This is a genomic window from Dickeya oryzae (assembly GCF_009372235.1).
GTDB classification, from domain to species: Bacteria; Pseudomonadota; Gammaproteobacteria; order Enterobacterales; family Enterobacteriaceae; genus Dickeya; species Dickeya oryzae.
The window spans coordinates 703,713-722,581 of sequence record NZ_ML762920.1 but is presented as its reverse complement, the minus strand read 5'-3'; the positions used below and the strand labels follow the sequence as shown (position 1 = coordinate 722,581).

Annotated in this window: 16 protein-coding genes; 13 read left to right on the top strand and 3 right to left on the bottom strand. The window is 54.2% G+C overall.

Annotation, left to right across the window (positions count from 1 at the left end; genetic code table 11):
* Positions 1-492: 492 nt before the first annotated feature.
* Both mlaA and mqo read left to right on the top strand, forming a co-directional pair.
* Entirely contained in the window at positions 493-1,254 is a 762-nt protein-coding gene (gene mlaA, locus FAZ14_RS03170; RefSeq protein WP_016941139.1) for a phospholipid-binding lipoprotein MlaA, read from the top strand.
* 413 nt (positions 1,255-1,667) lie between these two features.
* Positions 1,668-3,239 (top strand): malate dehydrogenase (quinone), encoded by a 1,572-nt coding sequence (gene mqo / locus FAZ14_RS03165; RefSeq protein WP_016941138.1) that lies wholly within the window; start codon positions 1,668-1,670, stop codon positions 3,237-3,239.
* A gap of 79 nt (positions 3,240-3,318) precedes the next feature.
* Here the strand turns inward: mqo and fadL are convergent, their stop codons facing one another.
* The gene (gene fadL, locus FAZ14_RS03160; RefSeq protein ID WP_016941137.1) at positions 3,319-4,584 is read right to left on the bottom strand and encodes a long-chain fatty acid transporter FadL; all 1,266 of its coding nucleotides are present in this window, start codon (positions 4,582-4,584) and stop codon (positions 3,319-3,321) included.
* Between the two features lie 382 nt (positions 4,585-4,966).
* Here fadL and FAZ14_RS03155 point away from each other — a divergent pair, with 382 nt between their 5' ends.
* The 4 genes from FAZ14_RS03155 to sixA all read left to right on the top strand — a co-directional run bounded on the left by FAZ14_RS03155 (position 4,967) and on the right by sixA (position 10,620).
* Positions 4,967-5,263 carry a YfcZ/YiiS family protein gene (locus tag FAZ14_RS03155; protein WP_080646365.1) on the top strand — a complete coding sequence of 99 codons (297 nt, stop codon included), beginning with the start codon at positions 4,967-4,969 and terminating at the stop codon, positions 5,261-5,263.
* Positions 5,264-5,673: 410 nt separating this feature from the next.
* A complete protein-coding gene (fadI, locus tag FAZ14_RS03150; RefSeq protein WP_029456320.1) occupies positions 5,674-6,987 on the top strand; it encodes an acetyl-CoA C-acyltransferase FadI in 1,314 nt (437 codons plus the stop codon).
* Positions 6,984-9,176: a fatty acid oxidation complex subunit alpha FadJ gene (fadJ, locus tag FAZ14_RS03145; RefSeq protein ID WP_153508003.1), complete on the top strand. Its 2,193-nt coding sequence runs from the start codon at positions 6,984-6,986 to the stop codon at positions 9,174-9,176. Before fadI ends, fadJ begins: the two co-directional genes overlap by 4 nt.
* A gap of 952 nt (positions 9,177-10,128) precedes the next feature.
* Positions 10,129-10,620 (top strand): phosphohistidine phosphatase SixA, encoded by a 492-nt coding sequence (gene sixA / locus FAZ14_RS03140; protein WP_038925329.1) that lies wholly within the window; start codon positions 10,129-10,131, stop codon positions 10,618-10,620.
* 84 nt (positions 10,621-10,704) lie between these two features.
* Here the strand turns inward: sixA and smrB are convergent, their stop codons facing one another.
* On the bottom strand, positions 10,705-11,247 hold the full coding sequence (gene smrB, locus FAZ14_RS03135; protein ID WP_016941131.1) for an endonuclease SmrB: 543 nt from the start codon (positions 11,245-11,247) through the stop codon (positions 10,705-10,707).
* Between the two features lie 346 nt (positions 11,248-11,593).
* Between smrB and prmB the strand changes: the two genes are divergently transcribed.
* The 6 genes from prmB to FAZ14_RS03105 all read left to right on the top strand — a co-directional run bounded on the left by prmB (position 11,594) and on the right by FAZ14_RS03105 (position 16,280).
* Entirely contained in the window at positions 11,594-12,526 is a 933-nt protein-coding gene (gene prmB / locus FAZ14_RS03130; RefSeq protein WP_016941130.1) for a 50S ribosomal protein L3 N(5)-glutamine methyltransferase, read from the top strand.
* A gap of 72 nt (positions 12,527-12,598) precedes the next feature.
* Positions 12,599-13,684, top strand: a complete 1,086-nt coding sequence (gene aroC, locus FAZ14_RS03125; RefSeq protein ID WP_012885445.1) for a chorismate synthase — start codon at positions 12,599-12,601, stop codon at positions 13,682-13,684.
* An 84-nt stretch (positions 13,685-13,768) separates the two neighbouring features.
* Complete coding sequence (mepA, locus tag FAZ14_RS03120; protein WP_023640260.1) at positions 13,769-14,599, top strand: penicillin-insensitive murein endopeptidase; 831 nt, start codon at positions 13,769-13,771, stop codon at positions 14,597-14,599.
* Between the two features lie 3 nt (positions 14,600-14,602).
* Positions 14,603-15,403, top strand: a complete 801-nt coding sequence (locus tag FAZ14_RS03115; RefSeq protein ID WP_016941128.1) for a sulfite exporter TauE/SafE family protein — start codon at positions 14,603-14,605, stop codon at positions 15,401-15,403.
* Positions 15,403-15,966 carry an elongation factor P hydroxylase gene (locus FAZ14_RS03110; RefSeq protein WP_038925332.1) on the top strand — a complete coding sequence of 188 codons (564 nt, stop codon included), beginning with the start codon at positions 15,403-15,405 and terminating at the stop codon, positions 15,964-15,966. The genes FAZ14_RS03115 and FAZ14_RS03110 overlap by 1 nt, the downstream gene beginning before the upstream one ends.
* Positions 15,967-16,001: 35 nt before the next feature.
* Complete coding sequence (locus FAZ14_RS03105; protein WP_038925333.1) at positions 16,002-16,280, top strand: YfcL family protein; 279 nt, start codon at positions 16,002-16,004, stop codon at positions 16,278-16,280.
* 63 nt (positions 16,281-16,343) lie between these two features.
* On the opposite strand, the gene FAZ14_RS03100 is transcribed toward FAZ14_RS03105, so the two are convergent.
* On the bottom strand, positions 16,344-17,237 hold the full coding sequence (locus FAZ14_RS03100) for a LysR family transcriptional regulator (RefSeq protein ID WP_016941126.1): 894 nt from the start codon (positions 17,235-17,237) through the stop codon (positions 16,344-16,346).
* Between the two features lie 187 nt (positions 17,238-17,424).
* On the opposite strand from FAZ14_RS03100, the gene FAZ14_RS03095 reads away from it, so the two are divergent.
* Complete coding sequence (locus tag FAZ14_RS03095; protein ID WP_016941125.1) at positions 17,425-18,843, top strand: coniferyl aldehyde dehydrogenase; 1,419 nt, start codon at positions 17,425-17,427, stop codon at positions 18,841-18,843.
* Positions 18,844-18,869 lie beyond the last annotated feature (26 nt).

Sequence of the window (18,869 nt, the reverse complement as noted above, 5' to 3'; positions counted from 1 at the left end):
AGCATTATACCCGATTTGGCTGTCTTCATAAGCACTTGCCGGTGCGTTTGCTCAATCCGCCACCAGTTTTGAGCGGTATACCGGCCTTAATCATGCTATCTTCCGTTATCCGAATCGCCCTGATACGGGGATGACTGCATAGCAAGTCACTGAATTCGGTTGCGATCGCACAATGGGTGCTGGAATTTTGCGAGAGGCTAACGCAGGATCTGCACTCTGCCACGGTTGAGCATCATGTTGGCGACGGTGGCGAGCCGGTGAGCGTCTTTGTTCATCGTACCGGTTAAGAACCGGACAATTCCGAAGCATTGATGAGAGCTGCGTCACGTCTGGTGTTGCGATCAGGCGATTGCCATTTTCCGATATGCCGCGACAGGGCGGCACGGGCAAACCAAAGCCCGGTGTATTAAAATGATAACATGTGGCCTTGTGCGCTGACGGCCCAGTGGCAGGTCGTGCGGACCGCATGAAAGTTCAGCAGGGAGATACGTTATGAATTTTCGTCTGGGTGGTGTGGTACTGGCGAGCGTGGTGCTTGCCGGCTGTGCCAGCTCTAAAACCTCAGCGCCGGAGCAACGTTCGGATCCGCTGGAAGGATTCAACCGTACCATGTTCGGGTTCAACTACAATGTGTTGGATCCCTATGTCGTCCGTCCGGCAGCCGTAGTCTGGCGTGACTACATGCCACAGCCTGCACGTAACGGGCTAACCAATTTCTTCGTCAACCTGTCTGAACCTGCCGCGATGGTGAACTATTTCGCTGAGGGGAAACCCTATCAGGCGATGATTCACCTTAACCGTTTCTTCCTCAATACCTTATTGGGTATGGGTGGTCTGATTGACGTGGCCTCGATGGCGAATCCTAAACTGGCGAAAGAAGAACCACACCGTTTCGGCAGTACCCTGGGTTATTACCATGTGGGCTACGGGCCTTATCTGGTGTTACCGGGGTATGGCAGTGCGACATTACGTGAAGACGGTGGCGGTGTGGTGGATACGCTCTATCCACCACTGAGTTACCTCACGTTCTGGATGTCGGCGGGTAAATGGGTGGTGCAAGGGCTGGAAACCCGTGCCAGCCTGCTGGATTCCGACGGATTGCTGCGTAATTCGTCTGATCCATATCTGATGGTGCGTGAAGCCTACTTCCAGCGCCATGATTTCTTGGCGAACGGCGGTAAATCCGTTCCGGTGGTCAACCCGAATGCTAAGGCGATTGAAGGCAGTCTGGACGAAATTGATTCAAATAAATAAGTCTGGTTGTCGTGTTATACAGGCACCTGCGGGTGCCTTTTGTAACTAATTTTCCCGTCAAACCCCTTCTGTTACAGCCAATTGATTGTTTGTGAAGCGTTATTTTATTGTTAACCGTTTATTTAATTACATAAATTCATTTTTATCGTTTATGTAACAATAATAACAGACGGTTAGGAAAGGTAACGATTCAGCTGCCCTGGGCAGGCAATCCGCATGTTGCGTAACCTGTTTTTATCTCCGCCTGTCGTCATCCGGCTCTATGTCGTATCGACATCATAAAGGCAGGTTTGACTACCACGGTTTGTCATTGTTTCCCCCATGGCTCATCGCTTTTGTATCGTTATCTCGCTAATCGGGAATCACCCTTGTTCACCTGCAGGGATGACACACTGATATAACGGGACATAAATATGAAAAAGTTACTGGTTACCACCTTGTGTCTGGGCACAATAGGGCTGGCACAGCCTGCCATGGCGGAGGAACAGCACGCTGTGGATGTGGTGCTGATTGGCGGCGGAGTCATGAGTGCCACACTGGGGACATATTTACAGGCGCTGGAGCCGAACTGGACCATGAGTATGGTTGAGCGGCTGGACAACGTCGCGCAAGAGAGTTCCAACGGCTGGAATAACGCTGGCACTGGTCATTCGGCATTTATGGAGCTGAACTATACGCCGGAAAAAGCCGATGGCTCGATTGATATCAGCAAAGCGGTTGAAATCAGTGAAGCGTTCGAGGTTTCCCGTCAGTTCTGGTCTTATCAAATTTCCCATGATGTGATGAAAGACCCGTCGTCGTTCATCAACAGCGTACCGCACATGAGCTTCGTGTGGGGGGACGAGAACGTCAATTATCTGCACAAACGCTATCAGGCGTTGCAGCACAGCACCTTATTCCGCGGCATGGCGTTCTCGGATAATCCGGAACAGATAAAACAGTGGATTCCACTGGTGATGGAAGGGCGAGACTCACAGCAGAAAGTTGCCGCTACCCGCATGCCGATTGGTACCGATGTCAACTACGGTGAAGTAACCCGCCAGTTGGTGAATGGGTTGCAACAGCATTCGACTTTCAACCTGAAACTGAACAATGAAGTGCGTGATATCAAACGTAACCCGGATAAAACCTGGCGCGTTGTGGTCGCTGACCTGAAAAACGGTGGTAAAGAAAGCGCGATTAACGCGAAGTTTGTGTTTATCGGTGCGGGCGGTGCAGCACTGCAATTGTTGCAGAAATCCGGTATTCCGGAAGCGAATAACTACGGCGGCTTTCCGGTCGGTGGTGAGTTTCTGGTGACGGATAATCCGGATATCGTAAAACGCCATCTTGCCAAGGTGTATGGTAAGGCGTCGGTTGGCGCGCCACCCATGTCAGTTCCGCATCTGGATACCCGTATCTTTGATGGTAAACCGGTGCTGCTGTTTGGCCCGTTTGCGACGTTTTCCAGTAAGTTCCTGAAAAACGGCTCATTGTGGGATCTTATCTCGTCAATGAACATCTCCAATGTCATACCGATGATGGATGTGGGGATCGATAATTTCGACCTGGTGAAATACCTGATCGGACAGTTGATGATGAATGATGATGACCGTTTTGCCGCGCTGAAAGAGTACTTTCCGCAAGCCAAACCGTCTGACTGGCGCCTGGCGGTAGCGGGGCAGCGTGTTCAGGTCATCAAAAAAGACAAAGAACAAGGCGGCGTACTAAAACTGGGTACCGAGATTGTCAGCGACAAAGATGGAACCATTGCCGCACTGCTGGGGGCTTCTCCGGGTGCATCCACCGCCGCGCCTATCATGCTTAGCCTGTTGCAAACGGTGTTTAAAGATAAAGTCGCCACGCCACAATGGCAGGCGAAGCTAAAAGAAATCATCCCGTCTTACGGACAGAAACTGGAAGGCAACATCGAGCTGACGAATAAGATTCGCAGTTACACCAGCAGTACGCTGAAACTGGATTACATGGAAGTGAAACCGGAGTAATCATCGCATCAGTCATCGCTATGTAGGAAAGCAAAAGGCCGCAATCGCGGCCTTTTGCTTGTAGACAGAAGGTGTTGTGTCAGAAGCTGTAGTTAAAGTTCACACCGTACAACCACGCTTGCCCTTTAGAGGTAAAGGTGTAGGAAGGCACTCTCTGAGAAATGCCCGGCTCGTGGATAGTCACTTTCTGTCCGTGCATGTAAGACACACCCACATCGACAGACGCATCTTTATTGAAGGCGTAAGTGGTACCTGCGCTTAGCCACAGACGATCCTGATCCGGAATGGAGATAGTGCGCTTGTCTGCTGGAACCGGGCTATCGTCAAACGCGATACCCGCACGGAAAGTCCAGTTGTTGTCGTAGTAGTAGGTGGTTCCCAACGCGATACGGTAGGCGTCGTGGAAGCTCTCGTCTTTTTGGAACAACTGCTGACCGTTGCTGCCGGTAGCTCGTAACTCCTTAAACGCGCTCCAACTGGTGTAGGCCAGGCTGTAGTGAACGGCCCATTGCGGTGCAACACGATGGTACGCGGAGAATTCCCACATTTCCGGCAGGTTGAGCGTCAGCTTACCGGGGATGGTGGTACCACTGGTGCCGCGTGGTGCTGCCAGGTCACTTCGGAAAGAACCGTTAAAGTCGATATCGACTTTGGAACGGTAACTCAGACCAAAACGGTTATTTTTATCCAGCTCGTACAAGAGACCGGCGTTCCAGCCATAACCCCATTCTTTACCGTCCAGATGCGTTATCTCAGCGGTTGGGCTCACACGCAGCGCCGGGCCGATTTCACCGGCATTACGCACAATTTTGGCATCGGCGTATACGGCGTTAACACCCAGACCAAAGCTGAAATGCTGGTTGAGGCGATAGGCGGCGCTCAGGTTCAGGTTGGTCGTTTTCAGGTCGGTTTTGCCCGCAATAGAACCGGCACTGAAATTATCACTGAATTCGGTCGCCAGACCGAAGTTGGTGGTGGCAAAAGCACCTACCGCCCACTGATCGTTCAGCGGCATGATGAAATGCAGGTTAGGCACCCAGGCGTTCGGCGCGATGTTATCGGCGCTGGCGTCCCGACCGCTGCTGCTGCTGCCGCGCAGGTTGATGTCCGGGTCAATATAGGTGACACCGCCGGAAAACGATGGGCGATCAAACATCGTCATCGTGGCTGGGTTACGGCTGCCGGAACTGGCGTTATCTGCAATGGCACTTTCACCGGAGAAAGCACGCCCGAGGCCAGAAGAAGAGAATTCATTCAACTGGAAACCTGCTGCGGTTGCATTGGATGCCATGAGCGCCAGCGCCACAGCAAGTGATGTTTTCTTTAACAGGACTTTCTGGCTCATGACCGAAACCTCACTGATTATTGGCTATTTTTGTTAGCGTGTAACAAGGGACGCGCATTGTAGGGGCGCTTACCGGGCTGACAAATCAGACCAGTTACGAAAAATATAGAATTAACACTATGAAATGTTTTCTTAAAGTTCCATTTATGTTGCAAAAATGATTAAAGAATTTGGATCTGGTTAACAAATGTTGTGGTTGTGTTTAGTGTTTTTAACTTATTTCATTGGGAAATAATATCAATGTGTGATCTGTGTCACGCAATGCCCCTTTAGTTGGTAAGTGCTAGTGATAGGCCATCCGTGTGAGTAAAATGAGAGCCAGATTACATTGATAGCCCGCTTCCGCTTGAGGAAGCGCCTGTCACCGCAGAGGAGTTTTGTCATGACAAACGCAATTAACAAATGTAGCGCAGAAGAAACCGCCGCCTGTTGCTGTGTGGATGTGGGAACCGTAATGGATAATACCGACTGCACGGCGTCTTACAGCCACGTATTCACCAGTCGTAGCGATGCGGAGCAGATGCAGAAGCAATTAACGGAAAAAGCCCGTTCGGTTGAATCCGAACCTTGCGTGATTGATGCTCGCCTGTCTGAGGTGGATGCAGGGGTCAAACTGGATATGGATTTCACCTTCAGTTGCCAGGCCGAAACGCTGATTTTCCAGTTGGGTCTGCGTTAATCCTCGGCTGTGCCAGTACAGTCCTGAGCCAATAAACAATCCTGACCAATAAACAGCCTGAACTAACTGGGCGAATAAACGGCCCTGAGCGGGCCGGAAAATCGCCCCGGTGTACTCCGCCTCGCTTTGTGTCTGACACTCAACGAGGCGGTATTGGCTCGTGATCATCTTGTCACTATTCCTGTCATTCCTGTCATTCCTGCCATTTCCGTTTCTGCGTTTTTACTACCTTGTACCATGGTGTTTTCGTCTGGTTATGCCCTGTCGTATCGCTATATCTACTACACCGGCGTACCGGGAAGCGTGGTCGGGTTCGCTGTTTGGTATCGACTTGTTTGCATAATGTAATCTTCAGGTTAACAATGAGTTCAAACCTCCTCGACCTCTGAAAAGGGATGAACCTCATGGTTATGCGCGAAGTCACGCCGTTGCTCACCCGCCGCGGCGATCGGATTGCGATTGTCAGTGGATTGAGAACCCCGTTTGCCCGGCAGGCGACGGTATATCATGGTGTTCCGGCGCTGGAGCTGGGAAAGCTGGTGGTGAATGAGTTACTGCTGCGTAGCGGTGTTGAACCAGAGCAGGTGGACCAACTGGTCTTCGGTCAAGTGATTCAGATGCCTGAAGCCCCCAATATTGCGCGTGAAATTGTGCTGGGTAGCGGCATGAGTGTGCACACCGATGCTTACAGTGTTTCCCGCGCCTGCGCGACCAGTTTTCAGGCGGTGGCTAACGTGGCGGAAAGTATTCTGGCTGGCACTATCGATATCGGTATTGCTGGTGGCGCGGACTCAGCGTCGGTGCTGCCGATTGGCGTTAGCAAGGCGCTGGCGCACACGCTGGTTTCTCTGTCGCGGGCCAAAACACTCAGCCAGCGGCTGGCGTTGCTGGCCCGGTTGCGGCCCCGGGATTTACTGCCGGTAGCGCCGGCCGTCGCGGAGTATTCCACCGGGTTGCGGATGGGAGATACCGCGGAGCAGATGGCGAAAGACTACCGTATCAGTCGCGACGCGCAGGACGCGTTCGCTCACCGTTCCCATCAACGGGCAGCTCAGGCTTGGGCTGACGGCGTGTTACGCGATGAAGTGATGACGGCCTGGGTGCCGCCGTATAAGCAGGCCATCAGCGAAGACAACACCATTCGTCGTGACAGCGCGCCAGAACAGTATTCCCGCCTTAACCCCGCTTTTGACCGTCGCTACGGTAGTGTGACTGCGGCTAACAGTTCGCCGTTGACTGATGGCGCGGCGGCGGTGTTGCTGATGAGCGAATCCCGGGCCAGCGAACTGCGCTTGACCCCGCTCGGTTACCTGCGCAGTTATGCTTTTAGCGCGATCCCGGTACAGCAAGACATGCTGGCCGGGCCTGCGTATGCCACGCCACTGGCTCTTGACAGGGCAGGCATCCGGCTTGATGACCTGACGCTGATTGACATGCATGAAGCCTTTGCTGCTCAAACGTTAGCTAACCTCCACCTGTTCGCCAGTGCAGAATTCGCCCGCGACAAACTGGGCCGTAGTGCACCGATAGGTGAGGTGGATGAGGCGCGTTTTAATGTCCGCGGTGGTTCGATTGCTTATGGGCATCCGTTTGCCGCAACCGGCGCGCGGATGATCACCCAAACGTTGCATGAATTGCGTCGACGGGGCGGTGGGTTAGGCTTGGTGACCGCCTGTGCGGCGGGTGGTCTGGGAGCAGCGATGGTGGTGGAGGTGGCGCAATGACGGAGCAGTTAGGGATGGACCAAACGGATGAGCGCGGCACCCAAGCCGCTTTCCAACTGACATTTCGCCCTGACCACATCGGGGTGATTACCGTGGATGTCCCCGGTGAAAAAGTGAACACCCTGAAAGCGGAATTTGCTGAGCAGATGCAAACCGTGTTGTCACAAGCCCGGCAGTACAACGGCCTGCAGGGGCTGATTATCCTGTCAGGAAAACCGGCGTCGTTTATTGCGGGGGCGGATATCGGCATGTTGGATGCCTGTGCCGATGTGGCCAGTGCGCAGAAGCTGGCCGAAACCGGCCAGCACGCGCTGGATGCGATCGCCCATCTGCCGTTCCCGGTGGTGGCGGCTATTCACGGTACCTGTCTGGGGGGGGGGCTGGAACTGGCGCTGGCGTGCGACTATCGGCTCTGTACCGCTGATGACAGCACCCGCCTCGGATTACCGGAGGTGCAACTGGGACTATTACCGGGGGCGGGGGGGACCCAACGTCTTCCTCGTCTGATAGGCGTGGATCGTGCGCTGGAGTTAATACTCACCGGGCGACAACTGCGCGCTGCGCAGGCACGGCGTATCGGGCTGGTTGATGAGGTGGTGGCTCCCGCCGTCTTGCTGGAGGCGGCGGTGGGTTTTATTCGCCGGGGTAAACGGCCGGTGACCTCACCCGGCTGGCGACACCGGCTACTGATGCTGCCGTATGTTCGCCGTTGGCTGTTTGAGCGGGTGCGGCGACAGACGCTGGCAAAAACGCAGGGCAACTATCCGGCGGCGACGCGCATCATTGAGGTGGTGCGCTGTGGTCTGGAGCAGGGGAGTCAGGCGGGGTATCAGGCCGAGGCCCGCGCGTTCGGGCAACTGGTGATGTCGCCGGAATCCGTGGCATTGCGGCGGTTGTTTTTTACCACCACGGCATTGAAAAAAGATTTTGGTGCGCCGGTGGTTCCCGGTCCATTACGTCGTGTCGGCGTGCTGGGCGGTGGGTTAATGGGGGGCGGTATCGCCAGTGTGACGGCACTGAACGGCCAGTTACCGGTAAGGATTAAGGATATTCAAGAGCAGGGGATCACCCAGGCATTACACAGTAGCTGGCAACGGCTAAGCAAGCAGGTGGCCCGTCGGCGTATAACACCGGCAGAACAGCGGCGACAGATGAGCCTGCTCTCCGGTGGCACCGATTATCGCGGGTTTGAGCATGTTGATGTGGTGGTGGAAGCGGTATTTGAGGATATCGCGCTCAAACAGCAGATGGTTCGGGATATCGAGGCAGTCACGCCGCCCCATACCGTGTTTGCTACCAACACGTCATCGTTACCCATCCATCAGATTGCCGCGGGGGCCAGCCGTCCAGAGCAGGTGATCGGCCTGCACTACTTTAGCCCGGTGGATAAGATGCCGCTGGTTGAGGTTATCCCTCATGCCGGAACCGATAACTCGACGCTAGCCACCACAGTGGCGTTGGCGAGAAAGCAGGGCAAAACGGCGATTGTTGTGGCGGATAAAGCCGGGTTTTACGTCAATCGTATTCTGGCACCTTACCTGAATGAAGCGGCCCGCTGCCTGCTGGAAGGGGAACCGGTCGAGTCGATTGACCGGGCGCTGGTCCGTTTTGGTTTTCCTGTCGGCCCATTTACCTTGCTGGATGAAGTGGGGATTGATGTGGCGATGAAAATTGTGCCCGTGCTGGTCACCGAACTGGGAGAGCGATTCTGCGCGCCTGCGGCACTGGAGGCGATAGCCAGAGATAACCGCAAAGGGCGTAAGAACGGACGGGGTTTTTATCGCTACGATCTGTCTCGCTATGAGCGGTTGTGCAACTGGTGGCGTCGGCAGCATAAAGTCTCTGATAGCCGTATCTATCGCTTGCTGGATGTTACGCCAACCGCGCATCTGGACCCGGCGTTGATGACGCAGCGCTGCGTCATGATGATGCTTAATGAAGCGGTACGCTGTCTGGATGAAGGGGTGATTCGTCGCCCAGGGGAGGGGGACATCGGCGCAGTCATGGGCATTGGGTTCCCACCGTTCCTGGGGGGACCATTTCATTATATGAATCAATTGGGTATCACGACAGTGGTCGGTACGCTGCGGTCATTGCAAAAGCAGTACGGCGATCGGTTTGCCCCTGCTGAAGGGCTGCTCCGGCGGCAGTCTGAACAGACCGGTTTTATCGATGACACGATGAGTTAAGAACTTAGGAGCCTGTTCCGTTAGGGCTAATTTACTTGCCGTTTTGGTATAAGCACCACAGGGTAAAGGCAGGGGCAGCCCCACGTTGCGTTATCTTGTTTATTCTTCCCCCGAGAGGGGGAATAAAGACGGTAATGTATTAGAAACAGGTTTTTTGAATGACTTAACCCGTCCTTGTTTAAAAAATATCATTATTTTATGACGAGAAAGGCCTTCGCTGAATTTGATTTTTGGTTAAGGTCTTTAATTAATAAATGCATTAAATACAAAGACGAATTTTTTGAAGGTGTCTATTTTATCTTTTTGAAAAACAGTGTTTTTAATCGGGTGATTTATAGTCTTCCTTTACCCGGAATAACAATTCCCTGAGTGCTGAGCATAATACCGCGCTGAACTATTTAAATATGTTGTATTCGTTACCAGTGTTGTCTGTGTTTACTATGAGTGAGGCGGCGTCTTTTTTCCAGTATTTCCCATGTTAATAAGATGAAAAAGTGTAAAAGTGCCATAAAAATAAAACCGGTGTCGGTTTGTCCTGTATTGTCAGGATTGATGATTTTTTTATCCGAATAAAAATTATATCGTAGTTTAAAATGTTGTTAACTGAGAGGGAATTGATGGTGAGTAGCATATTATGATGCACTCATACTGATTCCCCCCTGCTAAAAGCAAGGTTAATTGCCTGAAAATACGGGGTGTTGGCAGTGCTGATGCGAACGTAATGGTAGGGTGGGATGACAATGGCGGTGCTCCACACAGGGGGTTGGTTGCGATTCCCTGACAATTCGGGTAAAAAAATGCGCTTTGCGTCGGTCAAAACACCATCAGCAAGACGAGGATGGTCTCCGACACCAGGCTGTGACCTGTCGCAAAACGGCATTGTGCCGATTCAGTTAATCTACAGCTATCCCCAGGGATTTATTGCCCTTTTTCATCAATATAGCGGTGTAATATGCAAGTTTTGATCATGCGTCATGGTGATGCCGTACCTGACGCCGCCAGTGATGCACTCCGGCCGTTAAGCCGCCGGGGAGATGAAGAATCTCGTCAGATGGCAGCCTGGCTTAACGATCAGGCTATTGATATTGAACGGGTACTGGTGAGTCCCTATGTGCGGGCTCAACAGACGTTACAGGTCGTAGCCGATGTCATGCCACTACCGGAAGAAAGTGAATGTCTGCCGGAGTTGACACCGGGCGGTAATGCCGAATTAGTGTGTGACTACCTGCTGGCGCAGGCGAAAGAAGGCACCAGCGCCGTGCTGGTGGTCTCGCATCTGCCGCTGGTAGGGTATCTGGTCGCCGGGTTGTGCCCGGCTGAGAATGCGCCCATGTTTGCCACCTCGGCCATTGCCTGCGTCGAACTGGATGATGCATCCGGAACCGGCGTTTATCACTGGCAGGTTTCCCCCTCTCAGTTAGCCGCTAAAGCAGCCAAACTCTGAATCGTCAATGCCCCGGGCGGTGAGCCGCCTCGGGGTGAGGGTGGCGATGGACTGTAGCTGACAAGTTGCGTCGACGATCAGTGGTTATTCATCGTCAGTGCTTTCTTGTGCCACCAGTACCAGCAAGGCGGCATCACCGCCGAATTCTTTCGGTGCCTGATGGAATGCCAGCACATCCGGGTGCTGCGCCAGCCACAGCGGTGTTTGTTGTTTGAGAATGTGTTTACCATGACCGTGCATCACGCAGGCACAGTAAACATGTTCGCGCTGACAGGCGGCCAGCAACGCCCCGAGTTCCTGCTTGGCTTCCAGTTGCGTCAGCCCGTGCAAATCCAGAAACAGCTCCGGTGAGTAATCTCCCCGGCGTAATTTCTTCAACTCATAATGGCTGGCGCCGGGACGGATATAACGTGTCGGCCCGTCGTTTTCCAGTTGCGGTTGAAACTCATCCGAAAAATAGAAGCTGGCGTCTACCTGCTCCTGAATCATTCGCCGGGGCGGCAGTACGCCGGGTTTATGACGAACCGGACGGTGGACATAGGTATCCTGACGCAACCGGGTGGCACCCGCTACCGACGTGCGGAAAAGCGCCTGTTCCTCGTCATCAAGCATGAATTTTTTTTTCATTAGTGCGTTACTCTGTCTCGTCGCCGTTCTGTTTCAGAATAGAAATACGGTATCGGTATAGAAATAGGTGTCGATGTAGTCTACCTGTTCCGTGCCGGTGGCTAAACAAAACCTTATCATGCTGAGTCCATTCTCCCACCGGTTTCCCCGGCCCGCGCTGTCTGGCGGTGATATCTGCTGATTTGTCGCCGTCTTCATGGCAAACTATTGCGCTTATAGAAAGCAGTACGTTTATAGAACCAGTACGTTTATAGAACCAGTACGGTTATAAAAACCAGTACGGTGACAGACACACGCGATCACAACAATCAGCGATCGCAGCAACAGTTGTTTGCGGAGAACACACTTGGACAAAATTTTCGTCGATGAGGCGGTCAACGATTTGCATACCATTCAGGATATGCTGCGCTGGGCGGTGAGCCGGTTTAATGCCGCCAACGTCTACTATGGCCACGGTACCGATAATCCCTGGGATGAAGCGTTACAGTTGGTGCTGCCTACGTTGTTTCTACCGGTTGATATTCCCGAAGACATGTACCAGGCCCGGCTGACTTCCAGCGAGCGTCATCGTATTGTTGAGCGCGTGATTCGTCGTGTTAACGAGCGTATTCCCGTAGCGTATCTGACGAATAAAGCCTGGTTCTGTGGACTGGAGTTTTACGTTGATGAGCGCGTGTTAGTCCCCCGTTCACCGATTGGCGAGCTGATTAACCAGCGCTTTGCCTCGTTGCTGCCAGCTGCCCCGCGTCATATTCTCGATTTGTGTACCGGTAGCGGGTGTATCGCTATCGCCTGTGCGCAGGCTTTCCCTGAAGCAGAAGTGGACGCGGTGGATATTTCCGCCGATGCACTGGCCGTCACCGAACAGAATATTCAGCAGCACGGTATGGAATATAACGTGACGCCGATTCGCTCTGATCTGTTCCGCGAACTGCCTGCGATTCAGTACGACCTGATTGTGACTAATCCGCCGTATGTCGATGAAGAAGACATGGCCGACCTGCCACAGGAATACCGCTTCGAGCCGGAATTAGGGCTGGCGGCAGGCAGCGACGGCCTGGCATTGGTGCGTCGGATTATGGCGTGCGCGCCGGACTACCTGGCGGAAGACGGGGTGCTGATTTGCGAAGTCGGCAATAGCATGGTGCATTTGATGGATCAGTACCCAGACATTCCGTTCACCTGGCTGGAGTTCGACAATGGCGGCGACGGGGTGTTTATGCTGACCCGCTCCCAATTGCTGGATTGTCAGGCGCATTTCAGCGCTTACCGGGATTAATTATTCTGCAGGATGGCAGGCGGTGTGTTCCCGTCTGCCGTACTGATGTTTTTTCAATGCTAAGGAGCCGTGATGGCAGGAAACAGTATTGGTCAGTTTTTCCGTGTCACCACCTTTGGTGAGTCCCACGGTATTGCGTTGGGATGTGTGGTAGATGGCGTACCGCCGGGTATTCCGTTAACCGAAGCCGATTTGCAGCACGACCTGGATCGTCGTCGTCCGGGGACGTCCCGTTATACCACCCAGCGCCGTGAGCCAGATCAGGTTCGCATTCTGTCTGGGGTATTTGAAGGGGTGACGACGGGCACCAGTATCGGGTTGTTGATTGAAAATACCGACCAGCGTTCACAGGATTATAGCGCCATCAAGGACGTATTCCGTCCGGGTCATGCCGATTACACCTATGAGCAGAAATACGGTATCCGCGATTACCGTGGTGGTGGCCGTTCTTCCGCCCGTGAAACGGCGATGCGTGTGGCTGCCGGTGCTATAGCCAAGAAATACCTGCAACAACAGTATGGTGTGGCGATCCGCGGTTATCTGGCACAGATGGGCGATGTGGTGTGCGAACTGAAAGACTGGGAACAGGTAGAGCAGAACCCGTTTTTCTGTCCGGACCCGGATAAACTGGAGGCGCTGGATGAACTGATGCGTGCTCTGAAAAAAGACGGTGATTCTATCGGTGCGAAGGTGACGGTGGTGGCTGAGTCCGTCCCGCCGGGACTGGGTGAGCCAGTGTTTGACCGTCTTGACGCCGACCTGGCCCATGCACTGATGAGCATCAATGCGGTTAAAGGCGTAGAGATTGGTGACGGCTTTGCCGTGGTCAACCGTCGCGGCAGTGAAAACCGTGATGAAATCACCCCGGATGGTTTTCAGAGCAACCATGCTGGCGGCATTCTGGGCGGCATCAGTAGCGGCCAAACCATTTCCGCCCATCTGGCGTTGAAACCGACATCCAGTATTACCGTGCCGGGCCGCACGATTACCCGCGACGGTGAAGCCACGGAAATGATCACCCGTGGTCGACACGACCCTTGCGTGGGTATCCGTGCGGTACCGATTGCCGAAGCGATGATGGCGATCGTGTTGATGGATCACCTGTTGCGTCAACGGGCGCAGTGTGCCGATGTGATCTGTCAGGTACCGCGCTGGTAAGGCGGTAATACACCGTTCTCGCAGGCCATAACGAACGACATCAACAAATCGAATTACAACAGTAGATCGAATGACGACAATAGAATGAAAACAAACTGGATTGGGATGGCCGCGCTGCTGTTTTGCAGCGCCGTGCTGGCGAAAACACCGTGGCAGGAAATAACGCATCCGGTGGCAGGCCAGCCTCAGGCCATCGGCGCGTTTGCCAATGGCTGCATCGTCGGGGCACAGCCGCTGGCGTTGCAGTCACCTGATTATCAGGTGATGCGTGTTGATCAACGGCGCTATTTTGGTCATCCGGACCTGCTGGCGTTCATCCATCGGCTTAGCGCCACAGTCCATCGTACTACCGGTGGTACGGTGTTGATCGGTGATATGGGGATGCCCGCTGGTGGGCGTTTTAGCAGCGGCCATGCCAGTCATCAGTCAGGTCTGGATGTGGATATCTGGTTACAGCTGCCCCGCCAGCGCTGGAGCCAACAACAACTGTTGCAACCACAACCGCTGGATCTGGTCCTGGCGGATGGTAAAAACGTCAACCCGCGCGTCTGGTCGCCAGATGTACTGAAACTGGTGAAAACAGCGGCGCAGGATAACGACGTGACGCGCATCTTTGTGAACCCGGCTATCAAAAAGCAACTGTGTCTGGAAGCGGGTAGCGATCGCAACTGGTTGCACAAGGTGCGGCCGTGGTTTGCCCATCGTGCTCATATGCATGTGCGCCTGCGTTGTCCGCCGGAAAGTCTGGAGTGTCAGGAGCAGGACGCACCGCCAGCGGGCGATGGGTGCGGTGCTGAACTGAACAGTTGGTTCCAGCCGCGTCAACCGGGTACACAAGCGCCGGTGAAAACAACGCCGCCGCCATTACCGCCATCCTGTCAGGCATTACTTGATCGTCATTTGATTGCGGACTAATTCATGGAATGGTTTGTTGTCGGGCCAGATATTCTGGCCTTGTTGTTTTTGGCTAGCGTGATTGCCGGCTTTGTCGATTCAATCGCTGGTGGCGGCGGGTTGTTGTCTATCCCGGTGTTGCTGGCGGCGGGGCTCTCCCCGGCACAGGTACTGGCGACCAATAAATTGCAGGCGGTGGGGGGATCGTTTTCCGCCAGTCTGTATTTCATGCGCCGCAAAGCGGTAGATATGAAAATACTCAGGCTGACCGTGCCGCTGACGTTTCTGGGCGCGGTATTCGGTGCCTGGCTTATCCAGCAGATTCATGCTGACTTTCTGCGCAAATTGCTGCCGGTGCTGGTGATTGGCATCGGCCTCTATTTTTTGCTGATGCCAAAAGTCGGGGATGAAGATCGGCATGCCCGTTTGTCGTTGCTGCCGTTCTCTTTGTTAGGCGGGGCCTGCGTCGGGTTTTACGACGGCTTTTTCGGGCCGGGGGCAGGGTCGTTTTACGCGCTGGCGTATGTCACCCTGCTGGGGTTCAATCTGGCCAAAGCTACCGCACACGCCAAAGTACTCAACTTCACCTCCAATTTTGGCAGCCTGCTGTTTTTCATGCTGGGCGGTCAGGTGGTCTGGGGTGTGGGGCTGGTGATGCTGGTAGGACAAATTATCGGTGCCCGCCTGGGTGCCAGAATGGTGCTCACCAAAGGACAAAAACTGATTCGCCCGATGTTGGTTGTCATGTCCGCCCTGATGAGCATTAAATTGATTCACGATAACCACGGCAGCGAGATTGCTCGCTGGCTGGGACAGCTATTTTGATGACGATGTTGACTGACACTGAAAGTACTCACCATTACCAACAGTTGATCACTATTTTCAACCGGTGTTTTAGTGAGCAATACAATACCCGTCTGGTGAAAGGCGATGACGAGCCTATCTACCTGCCAGCCGACGAACAGGCACCGTATCACCGCATTGTGTTTGCGCATGGGTTTTATGCCAGCGCGATGCACGAAATTTCGCACTGGTGTATTGCCGGTGAAGAACGGCGCAAATTGGTGGATTTTGGTTACTGGTACTGCCCGGATGGACGTGATGCCGAGACTCAGAGCCAGTTCGAAGTGGTGGAAATCAAACCACAGGCGCTGGAATGGATGTTTTGCGTCGCGGCCGGGTTCCCGTTTAATGTCAGTTGCGACAACCTCAGTGGCGATGTCGATCCGGACCGTATCGCCTTCCAGCGCCGGGTACACGCACAAGTGATGGTCTATCTGCAACAAGGCGTACCCAGTCGGCCTGCGCGTTTTATCGAGGCGTTGCAGGACTATTACCACACCGCGCCGCAAACGGCGGCGGACTTTCCTTATCCAGCCGATCTGTGATGTTCGGCAACGACTCCAATAACTAAGGACTATGAATGATCGCAGAATTCGAGGCGCGCATCCTGACGCTGATTGACAATCTGGTGGAGCACGGCAGTGATGATGAGCTGTTTGCCAGCGGTTACCTGCGTGGTCACCTGACGCTGGCGGTGGCGCAAGTCGAAGCGCATGACGAGCAGACCGCACAGGCACTGCATGCACGGGTTCAGGAAAGTCTGGACCAGGCGATTAAAAACGGTGAGTTGTCGCCGCCTGATCAGACGCTGGTCGCCCAGGTGTGGGAAGCGCTTTACCAGCAGGCGCAACGGCCTTAATACCGCTCAGGCCGACATGGGTGATGCCTGTTCGGCCTGCCAACGCGTTTTTACGCGGGGTCGTTAGCCGTGCTTTTGCCTTAACCGAAACAGCAGCGCCTGCCGGGCATGGGCGACGCGTGGCTGACGCAGCGCACTCGGTTGCCAGAGTAAATAGTAACTTCGGCTGGCCCGTGCCACCGGCGCGGGAATTTCAGCCAGCTCTCCTCGCTCGATATACGGTGTGCAGAGGTAAGCCGGGAGCGCGCTCCAGCCAAATCCCTGGCACAATAAACTGCACAGTGCCCGTAAGTCCTGCCCGACCATGGCCGGAAGAATGGCGGGTGCCTGTACCCGATTAGCGGCAAACCAGTTATCGATAAGCGGCAGTGTCAGGCTGTAGGCCAGCAACGGTTCGGTTTGCATGGCTGCCAGCGTATCCGGTGTATTCAGCAGACGTTTGACCACCTGCGGTGCGGCGACCGCCATGATTTCATCGGTCAGCATCAGTTCGCTTTTTAAACGCGCGTCATTCGCCGGGGCCGCCGAGATCCCCAGGTCGCAATACCCTTCGATAAGACTTTGGGTAATCACGTCATAATCCCCGGTTTGCATGCGGATGCGGACTCCCACCTCCAGCAGTGGCAACAGCTGCTTAGCTACGACTTCGGCCAGAAAATCCGCATGACCAATAATTTGTAGCGCCCCGGCCAGTTCCAGCGAACGTGCCTTTGCCGACGCCAGTGCGTTTTCCGCCTCATCCAGTCGGTCACCAATATCTGCCGCCAGCTCGTCAGCAACCGAGGTTGGGACGACCCCACGCGTTTGGCGCGCAAACAACGGATGCCCAAGCGATGCTTCCAGACCGGCGATGTGCTGCGATACCGCAGGCTGCGTCAGGTTCAGCGTGCGGGCGGCACCGCTAATAGAACGCTGCCGGTATACCTCAATAAAGGTTCTTAGCCGAACGAGAGACATAGCCTATCCATAAATTTTTTATACCTATACCTAAATATGCTAGTTGGTCACAGTGCATTAACATCAGTAAAGTGCGCTCTATCAAAGCATAACTGTCTTTTTTCAGAAAATCGCCTTGCAAAAAGCAAAGAAAATTTATACCCGCAGGGCAGAAAAGACGGTATCCCCTTTTTAAGGAGCGACTACGGTGTCATTAGTACAAACAAGCAACGATTTAAAAGCGATACTGCAGACCATGAAGAATGCCCACCTTGCCAATGGGCCTGCCGATGCGGCGCTGCGTCGTGACCGGTTGGTACGCAGTGCTCAGCTGATTCGGGAGAATTATGAATCGCTCAGCAAGGCGATGAGTGCGGATTTTGGTCATCGCAGCCGCTATCAGTCGCTGGTGGCGGATATGGCGACAACCGTAAAAACGCTGGAGCACTCCGCAGAGCACGTTGAGCAGTGGATGCAGCCGGAGTTTGTCGACAGCCCGATGCCGGGAATGCAAAGTTGGATACAGCGCCAGCCGCTGGGCGTTGTTGGGGTGATAAGCCCATGGAATTTTCCCATCAATCTGGCGTTTGGCCCGCTGGCTGGTGTCTTTGCCGCTGGTAACACCGCCATGCTGAAACCTTCCGAGCTGACACCTGCCACCTCCGAACTGCTGGCTGAGCTTATCGCACGCTACTTTGACCCACTGGAGCTGGAAGTAGTGCTGGGGGATGCCACCATCGGCGCGGCGTTCAGTAGCCTGCCGTTTGATCACCTGGTCTTTACTGGCAGTTCTGCTGTCGGGCGTCATGTCATGCGTGCTGCCGCAGAAAATCTGGTGCCGGTGACGCTGGAGCTGGGGGGCAAATCGCCGGTGGTGATCGACCATGACGCCGATATCAGCCTGGCCGCGCAGCGTACCCTGACGGTGAAAACCTTCAATGCCGGGCAGATTTGCCTGTCTCCGGATTATGTCCTGTTGCAGGACGCGCAGATTGACGCCTTTGTTCATGCCAGCAAAGCGTTTATGACGCAGGCATTTCCGACGCTTCAACACAACCCGGACTATACTGCCATCATTTCGCCGCGGCACTATGAGCGCCTGATCGCGCTGTTAGCTGATGCGGCAAGCAAAGGGGCGACACTGGTGAGCCTCGCGCCATCGGGTGAACCGGACACGGATGCCGCATCGCGCAAAATCGCGCCACATCTGGTACTGAATGCTACCGATGATATGCACATCATGCAGGAAGAAATTTTCGGACCGCTGCTGCCGATACGCACCTGTGCGTCACAAGAGGAGGCGATAGCGTATATCAATGCCCATCCTCGTCCGTTAGCGGCGTATTACTTTGGTCAGCAGGCTGAGCGGCAAACCACATTCGCAGCACGTACCACGTCTGGTGCGCTGGTGATTAATGACGTGATGACGCATGCCAGTATCGATGCGCTGCCGTTTGGTGGCGTCGGGGCTTCCGGTATGGGGGCGTACCACGGTATTCACGGTTTTCGCCGTTTTAGCCACGACAAGCCAGTCGTGGTCCAGAATGAAGAGGGAACATCCAGCCTGCGCCTGCGAGCCCCCTACAGCGACAAACTGTCTCAGCTTGAAGCGTTTCTCAAGGGCTAATTCTGAACGGTTCATGTATTTGAACG